The following is a 7,726-nucleotide window of genomic DNA, read 5'->3' as shown; positions in this document are numbered from 1 at the left end:
GCGGGGGTGTTCTCGGCCTCGGCCTCGGCTTCGCCTTCGGCCAGGGTGTCGTTCCCACCCGCACCACCCGTGCTGCTCTCGTCGTCGGCTGCGGGTGACGCCTGTGGGGCCTGGTCGCCGTCGGCGGCCGCGGGTTCGTTCGGCTGCTCGATCGGCTGGGCCAGCTCGGTCGATTGGGCCGGCTGGGTCGGCTCGGTCGACTTGGTCGGCTCTGTCGGCTCTACGGCGACTGCGGCGGGCTCCGGAGTCTCGGTGGCCGCGGGCTCGGGCTCTGGCTCGGGCTGGGGCTCGGGTTCCGGCTTGGCCTCCGGCTCCGGCGCCGGCTCAACGACGGGTTCCGGGGCTGCGGCGACCACGGGGTCCGGCTCAACGGCGGGCTGAGGCTCCGTCACGGTGACGGGCTCGGGCTTCGGTTCGGGGGCCTTCTCGGCCTCCGGCTCGGGCTTGACGGCGGGCTCCTGCTCGGGCTCGGGCGCCGGGGTTGCGGCCTCCGGCTCGACGGCAGGTGCCTCCGGCTTCGGCTCGGTGGCCGCCTCAACCTCTGCCTTCGCCTCCGGCTCGGCCTCGGCGGCGGGTTCGGGCTTCGGTTCGGCGGCCACCTCCACCTGCGTCTCCACCTTCGCCTGCGGCTCGGCGGCGGGCTCGGGCTCCGGCTCGTGGGTCTCGGCCGTCGGCTGGGGCACGGGCGCCGGTGTCGTGGCCTCCGGCTTCGATTCAGCCGCGGCCTCCGCCTCCGGCTCGGCCTCGGGCTTCGCCTCGGGGGCCTTCTCGGCCTCCGGCTCGGGCTTGACGGCGGGCTCCTGCTCAGGCTCGGCCACCGCGGCGGCCTCGGGCTCGGCCACCGGTGCCGCAGGCTTCTGCTCCTCCGGCCTCGGCTTCGGCACCGTCACGTTGTCGAAGGCCGCCGAGACCAGGTCGTCCGCAGCGGACGGGGACTGCTCGGGCTCGGGAGACGGGGCCGGGACCTTCCGCTCCGCGTCCTGCGAAACAGCCTCCGTAGAAGGAGAGGCAACCTCCGTAGAGGCAACCTCCGTAGAGACAGCCTCCGTGGAAACGGCCTCCGCGGAGACAGCCTGCGAAGAAGCACCCGACGTGGAAGCACCCGACGTGGAGGTAGTCGACGTGGAGGTAGTCGACGTGGAGGTAGTCGACGTGGAGGTAGTCGACGTCGAGGCAGTCGACGTCGAGGCAGTCGACGTGGAAGCAGCCGACGTCGAGGCAGTCGACGTCGAAGCATCCGATGCAGAAGGAGCCTGCGTAGTCTCGGGCGAGGGCTCCCGCGAAGAGGCTGTCGCGTCGGCGTCGCGCCCCTTGCGTGAGCGGCCGAACGCGTTCCGCAGGAGAGAAAGAATGCCCATGTTGCGCAACCCTTCGCGTGAGTTGAAGCCCGTCGATCCCTGGCCAGGACGGACACGTAAGGTTAGCGGCCGACCGTGGCGATCTTGGGCTGGGGCAAGAAGAGTCGGTAGCCCTATCCCTCTGCTCGTGTCAATACCACCTCAACCTCTCCAGGTTCACCACTTGTTCACTCGCCGTCCGTGTAATCGAACGCGTTCGCCCCTACCGTCACATTCACATCAAGGGCACGCATGGGGAGAGTAAAGTGCGCAAACTGTTGCCAGTGGTTGGAGTGAACGGGGAGAGCGCGTCGCACCCCGGGGGGCGGTCCGCCATGACCTGCCGGTTCCGGTGTGGTGACGCCTGTTTCCACGAGGTGCCGAACACCAGCACCAATGAATACGTCGGTGACGTCATCGCCACCGCGCTGAGCCGGCGGACGATGATGCGCGCCGCTGCCGTCGTGACCGTGGCCACTGGTGCCGGTGCCGTTGTCGTCGCGCCCGCCACCGAGGCCACCGCCGCCACGGGAACCGGTCCCGCCACCGAGGCCACCGCCGCCACGGCCGCGAAGAAGGGCAAGGCCGCCCGCGGTCTCCGTTTCGCCCCGGTCGCCCCGAACACCGCCGACGCGGTGGTGATCCCCGAGGGGTACGAGCAGAACGTCGTCATCCGCTGGGGTGACCCCATTCTGCGCGGCGCCCCCGCCTTCGACCCCGAGAACCAGACGGCCAAGGCCCAGGCCGGGCAGTTCGGTTACAACAACGACTTCCTCGCCCTCCTCCCGGTGCCCGGTGAGCGCGGCCGGCAGATCCTCGTGGCCAACCACGAGTACACCGACGAGGTGCTGATGTTCCGCGGTTACGACGCCGCGAACCCCACCCGCGAGCAGGTCGAGATCGCCTGGGCCGCCCATGGTCTGGGCGCGGTCGTCGTCGAGGAGGACAAGCGCACCGGCAAGCTCACCGCCGTGCCGCGGCACCACCTCAACCGCCGTGTCACCGTCACCACCGAGTTCCGGATCACCGGTCCGGCCGCCGGGTCGGACCTGCTGAAGACCTCCGCCGACCCGACGGGTACGAAGGTCCTGGGCACCCTCAACAACTGCGCCGGCGGCACCACGCCCTGGGGGACCACCCTCCACGGCGAGGAGAACTTCAACCAGTACTTCGCCAACAGCAGCCGGCCGACCGACAAGCGGTATGGCATCGGCACCGGCGCCTCCGAGCGCAAGTGGGAGCGGTTCGACAAGCGGTTCGACCTCGCCCAGGAGCCGAACGAGGCGCACCGCTTCGGCTACGTCGTCGAGTTCGACCCGTTCGACCCGACCTCGACGCCCCGCAAGCACACCGCCCTCGGCCGCTTCAAGCACGAGGGCGCGACCATCCGGCTCACGGAGGACGGCCGTCCCGTCGCGTACTCCGGTGACGACGAGCGCTTCGACTACCTCTACAAGTTCGTCGGCAGCAAGCGGATGAAGCACGGGACCTCCCGTGCCGTGCGCGAGCACAACCTCTCCCTCCTCGACGAGGGCACCCTCTACGTCGCCAAGTTCACCGGCAACTCCCCCGCCATCGAGATCGACGGCACGGGCAAGCTGCCGAGCGACGGCGAGTTCGACGGCAGCGGCGAGTGGATCCCGCTGGCCACCGCCACCGCCAAGGGCGCCGTCTCGCACGTGGACGGGATGACGGCCGAGGAGGTGTTCGTCTTCACGCGGCTCGCCGGTGACAAGGTGGGTGCCACGAAGATGGACCGCCCCGAGGACGTCGAGCCCAACCCCACCAGCGGCAAGGTCTACGTCGCCCTGACGAACAACAGCAACCGCGGTGTCGGCTCCAACGCCAAGGCGGACGAGGCTAACCCGCGCAACGCCAACAAGCACGGTCACATTCTCGAACTCACCGAGCGCTGGAACCGGCCCGAGAGCACGACGTTCGCCTGGCAGTTGTTCCTCGTCGCGGGTGACCCGAACGACCCGGCCACCTACTTCGCGGGCTTCCCGAAGGACCAGGTCAGCCCGATCTCCTGCCCCGACAACGTCGCCTTCGACCCGCACGGCAACCTGTGGATCTCCACCGACGGCAACGCGCTCGGCTCGCACGACGGCCTGTTCGGCGTGGCGACCAAGGGCGAGCGGCGCGGTGAGCTCAAGCAGTTCCTGACCGTGCCGAACGGCGCCGAGACCTGCGGCCCGATCGTCCAGGACCGCCGCGTCCTCGTCGCCGTCCAGCACCCGGGCGAGATCGACGGTGCCTCCGTGGAGAACCCGAAGAGCGCCTGGCCCGACGGACAGGGCAAGATCGTTCGCCCGGCCGTCGTCTCGGTGTGGGCCAAGGACGGCAGCGACATCGGTGCCTGACGGTCCGTGACGAAGACGTCGTGACGTAGCGACGTAGCGAGGCCCGGCGTGGCGAGGTCTACGCGGGTACCCGGCGTAGCGAGGTCTACGCGGGTTGCCGCCGTGGCGAGATCTACGCGGGTTTCTTCTCGCTGTACGTGTGCTCGTACGGCGAAGGGGGCGCTCCCAGGCCCGGGGGCGCCCCCTTCGCCATGAGCCACTCCCGGTACGCCGGGGCCTGGCGCACCGTGTCCCAGTACGCCTCGACCAGCACCGGGTACACCGAGTCCAGCACCTCCTCGGTGCGGGCCGCGAGCATGAGGCGTACACCGAGGGGGTCGCCGTGCAGGCGGCGTACGGCCATCCCGGGGCGGGACTGGCAGGTCGGCTGGCAGACGGTGACGACCTCGCCGGTCGCGACGAGGGACGCGGTGGTGTGGTAGTCGCCGTGCAGGATGCGGGGGTTGAGCCCCGCGGCGCGCAGCATGCGGTGCACCGCGTCCCACTCGCCGTCCACCGTCGGGTCGACCATCCAGCGGTCCTCGGCCAGGTCGGCCAGGCGTACGACGGGCCGGGCGGCGGCCGGATGGTCCGTGGGCAGCGACACGAACTGCGGCTCGCGGTCGACGAGGACACGGATGCCGAGTTCGGGCGGGATGCGCAGCGGGCAGCCCTCCACCTCGTGCACGAACGCGACGTCGAGCTGGCCGTCGGCGACCATGCGCAGCAGGGCGTTCGCGGAGACATCCATCTGGAGGAGGGCTTCCTGGGGGTCGTCCCGCAGGCGGCGCAGCCAGCCCGCGAGGGCGGGGCTCGCGGTGGAACCGATGCGGAGCTGAGGCCCCGTCACGGCGGCGGCCCGGGCGTCGGCCACCAGGGCGTGCAGCTCGGCCACGAGGGGGCGGGCCCGGCCCAGCACCACACGGCCCAGCGCGGTGGGGCGGCAGCCGGTGCGCTCGCGGAGGAACAGGGTGCCGCCCAGCTCCTGCTCGATACGGCGCAACTGGGTGCTCAACGAGGGCTGCGCCACCCCGAGTTGGCGCGCGGCCCGGTGCAGGCTGCCGGTGTCCGCGATGGCGCACAACGCGCGTAGATGTCTCACCTCAAGCTCCATGGTGCAAGCTCTCTGCTTGTCCCGGCTCCATGTCAGTGGAGAGTAGAGCGCGAACATGGGTTGCACCAGACGCACAAACCCCATGCAACACAGGCGAGTTGGACGGTCGACGGGCGAATGACCGATAGTCGCGTGCTATCGCCGGTTGGCGTCATCACAGCCATCGCACAGGCGCCCAGACTCGATGACGACTTCACCCCCCACCCAAGGAGTCATCGATGCGTATGCGCACGCGCACGCCCAAGTCCGCCCGTATGGCGGCGATCGCCCTCGCTCTCGCGGGCGCCGGCCTGAGCACGGCGGTCCCCGCGTCCGCCGCACCCGCCGCGCCGGCCCCCGAGTCGTATGTGGCGTACGAGGGTTCGTCGGAAGAGGCCAAGGCCAACGAGGCGTTCTTCGAGGCGGTGATCCGGTCGGTCGCCGAGAAGCGTGCCGCCGCCCCGGAGGCCGCGGCCGTCACCGTCGTCTACGACGCCTCCCGCGCGCCGACGTTCGCGAGCCAGATATCCCGCAGCACCCAGATCTGGAACAGCTCGGTGGCGAACGTGAAACTCCAGTCGGGCTCGGCGTCGAGCGCCGACTTCAGCTACCGGGAGGGCAACGACTCGCGGGGCTCCTACGCCTCCACGAACGGCCACGGCAGCGGCTACATCTTCCTCGACTACGCGCAGAACCAGCAGTACGACTCCACGCGCGTGACCGCCCACGAGACCGGGCACGTGCTCGGCCTGCCGGACCACTACTCCGGCCCGTGCAGCGAGCTGATGTCGGGCGGCGGTCCCGGCACGTCGTGCACGAACGCCAACCCGAACGCCGCCGAGCGGGCCCGTGTGGACCAGCTGTGGGTCAACGGCTTCGCCGCGGCCCTGGACAAGGCGCTCGGCAAGGCCCGCTAGCAGGGCCCGTTGGCCCGGCTCGCCGACCGGGCCCGATCAGCCGCCACCCCCCCCCACGGGTGCGGGCCGCCCTCCTGCACAGGGCGGCCCGCACTCATCGGCCGGTCGTCCGGCTCATGGCGTCAGGCAGGTCACCCCCGGGAGCTCGGTGGGCACGGCCGGGGCGGCGGGGTCGACCATGGCGGTCACGTCACCGGGGGTCTGGAGGGCGCAGTTGATGGTCGCCACGGGGTCCGGGACCGCGCCGGCGGGCGTGGACAGGGCGCCCAGGGCGGCGAGGGTTCCGAGGGCTCCGAGCAGGACGGCAGCCGTACGCTTCGTACGCTTCATGAACATTCCCTTTTCGGTAGGAAGGCTGACAAGCGGGATCATTGCCCTCGTCGGCCGTGCGTACGTGCCGCATCACCCCTGCGGGCGTGACGTAACGATTCGCCAAGGGTGAGGAGTTGACCGTCGGCCAGGAACGCCATGTCGATGTCGAGGCCGAGGCCGAGGCCGATGCCGATGCCGAGGCAGACGGCGAACCGGTGCCGACGCCGTGCCGCGGGTCAGCTCCGCCGGTGCAGCGTGAGGTCCACGAGCAGGGCACGGTGGTCGGTGCCGTCGACGCCGAGGAAGCGGGCGCGCTGTGCGGCGAAGTCCCGGGACACCAGGACGTGGTCGATCTGCGCGCCGAACCTCGGCGCCGTCCGGGCGGGCCAGCTGGGCGTACGGTCCTCCCCGGCGAGCCGAGCGCCGTCGCGCAGGCCGGCGTCGAGGATGCGGCGGAAGGCTGCGTGGTCCTGGGAGGCGTTGAAGTCCCCGGCGACGATCGTGGGCGTGGACCTGTCGGCCTCGGCGTACGCGCGCAGGCGGCCCAGCTCACTCCGCCAGGTGTCCAGCCGGCCCGGCAGCGGCGGCATGGGGTGCGCGAGCTGGAGCCGTACCCGGTGGCCCCGCACATCGGCGGTGGCGCCGGGCATGCCCATGGTGCCGGGGACGGCGCCGGCCTCGGTGAGCGGAAAGCGGCTGAGGATGACGGACCCGTCCGAGCCGTAGCCCTCGACTGCCTGCCGGTACGGGTAGCCGTCCCCCTCGAAGGCGTCCCTGAGGGCGGCCGAGCAAGTCTGCTCGCACTCCTGGACGAACACGATGTCCGGGTCGTGACGGCGGACGGCGTCGACGAGCGCGTCGGTCCCGCGCCCGAACTGCACGTTCGACGTCAGGACCCGGACCTCGGCGAGCGGCGGCCCGCCCGGGTCGTCCGTCTTCCCGTACGGCTCGATGAACCAGGCGAGGCCGCCGAGCACGACGACGCCCCACACCAGGCCGGTCCGCCAGCGGGAGCGCAGGGCGAGGAACAGGGCGAGGGCGGTGGGGGCGAGCAACCATGGCAGGAAGGCGAGCACCTGGGGCACCGGGGTGACGCCGTCAGTGTCGGCCACCCGGCACCCGAGGACCACGCTGACCCCGGCGAGCAGCAGCCCCGCGAACCAGGCGCCCGGCCTGCGCCCGGACGCCCGCTCGTCCTCCCTCACCGTCCGCTCGGCCGCCACCGTGTCCAAGTCCTGGCCTCCACCTGCTCGCCGGGTGCCCGAAAGGGTGCCCGAATCCTCCCTCATAGACGGGGGCGCCGGGCGGACGGTTGCGAGGGTGCCGAACGCAACGGCTGACGGCGCAGGTCAGGACCGCGACACGGCGTGGAACTCCCGTACGACCTCGATGCGGCCCACGATGTGCGCGTTGAACTCCGCCAGCTCCTCCGCCGGGACCCAGAGCTCCAGGATGGTCCGGCCGCCGGCCTGCCGGACCGGGTACCGGGAGACGAACTCCGCGTCGATCTCGAAGCGGGTCACGTAACCGGAGCCGGAGGCGGGCACGTTCCAGTCGCGGGCGATGCGCACGGCGTAGTCCTCGTTGAGGACCGGGTAGAAGATCGGCTGCTCGGGGAGCCGGGGAGGCCAGGCGGTCCAGCCGGAGGCCTCCACGAGCACGAGCTCCTCCGGGCCGGTCGGGCGCCACAGGGTGGTCGTGGGCCGGGCAGTCGTGGGCTGGGTG

At 71.4% G+C, this 7,726-nt stretch carries 6 protein-coding genes and 1 pseudogene; 2 read left to right on the top strand and 5 right to left on the bottom strand.

What is annotated here, in order from left to right:
- Positions 1-884: pseudogene (locus tag FPZ41_RS42765) on the bottom strand (VWA domain-containing protein); the annotation flags it as partial.
- Positions 885-1,603: 719 nt separating this feature from the next.
- Between FPZ41_RS42765 and FPZ41_RS42755 the strand changes: the two are divergent.
- Complete coding sequence (locus FPZ41_RS42755) at positions 1,604-3,700, top strand: PhoX family protein (RefSeq protein WP_322621453.1); 2,097 nt, start codon at positions 1,604-1,606, stop codon at positions 3,698-3,700.
- Positions 3,701-3,812: 112 nt separating this feature from the next.
- Here FPZ41_RS42755 and FPZ41_RS42750 read toward each other — a convergent pair whose 3' ends face one another.
- On the bottom strand, positions 3,813-4,793 hold the full coding sequence (locus FPZ41_RS42750; protein ID WP_194236418.1) for a LysR family transcriptional regulator: 981 nt from the start codon (positions 4,791-4,793) through the stop codon (positions 3,813-3,815).
- 224 nt (positions 4,794-5,017) lie between these two features.
- Here FPZ41_RS42750 and snpA point away from each other — a divergent pair, with 224 nt between their 5' ends.
- Positions 5,018-5,689: a snapalysin gene (gene snpA, locus FPZ41_RS42745; RefSeq protein WP_152869836.1), complete on the top strand. Its 672-nt coding sequence runs from the start codon at positions 5,018-5,020 to the stop codon at positions 5,687-5,689.
- A gap of 114 nt (positions 5,690-5,803) precedes the next feature.
- On the opposite strand, the gene FPZ41_RS42740 is transcribed toward snpA, so the two are convergent.
- From FPZ41_RS42740 to FPZ41_RS42730, 3 genes are all read right to left on the bottom strand, one after another.
- Positions 5,804-6,019 (bottom strand): hypothetical protein, encoded by a 216-nt coding sequence (locus FPZ41_RS42740; RefSeq protein WP_152869832.1) that lies wholly within the window; start codon positions 6,017-6,019, stop codon positions 5,804-5,806.
- A gap of 218 nt (positions 6,020-6,237) precedes the next feature.
- Complete coding sequence (locus FPZ41_RS42735; protein ID WP_228023385.1) at positions 6,238-7,233, bottom strand: endonuclease/exonuclease/phosphatase family protein; 996 nt, start codon at positions 7,231-7,233, stop codon at positions 6,238-6,240.
- 117 nt (positions 7,234-7,350) lie between these two features.
- Positions 7,351-7,692: an ADP-ribosylation/crystallin J1 gene (locus FPZ41_RS42730; RefSeq protein ID WP_152869834.1), complete on the bottom strand. Its 342-nt coding sequence runs from the start codon at positions 7,690-7,692 to the stop codon at positions 7,351-7,353.
- Positions 7,693-7,726 lie beyond the last annotated feature (34 nt).

The sequence above is a fragment of the Streptomyces acidicola genome (assembly GCF_009377235.1).
In the GTDB taxonomy this organism is placed as follows: Bacteria; Actinomycetota; Actinomycetes; order Streptomycetales; family Streptomycetaceae; genus Streptomyces; species Streptomyces acidicola.
The sequence above is the reverse complement of the archived record's forward strand: the minus strand, read 5'-3'. Positions and strand labels throughout refer to the sequence as shown.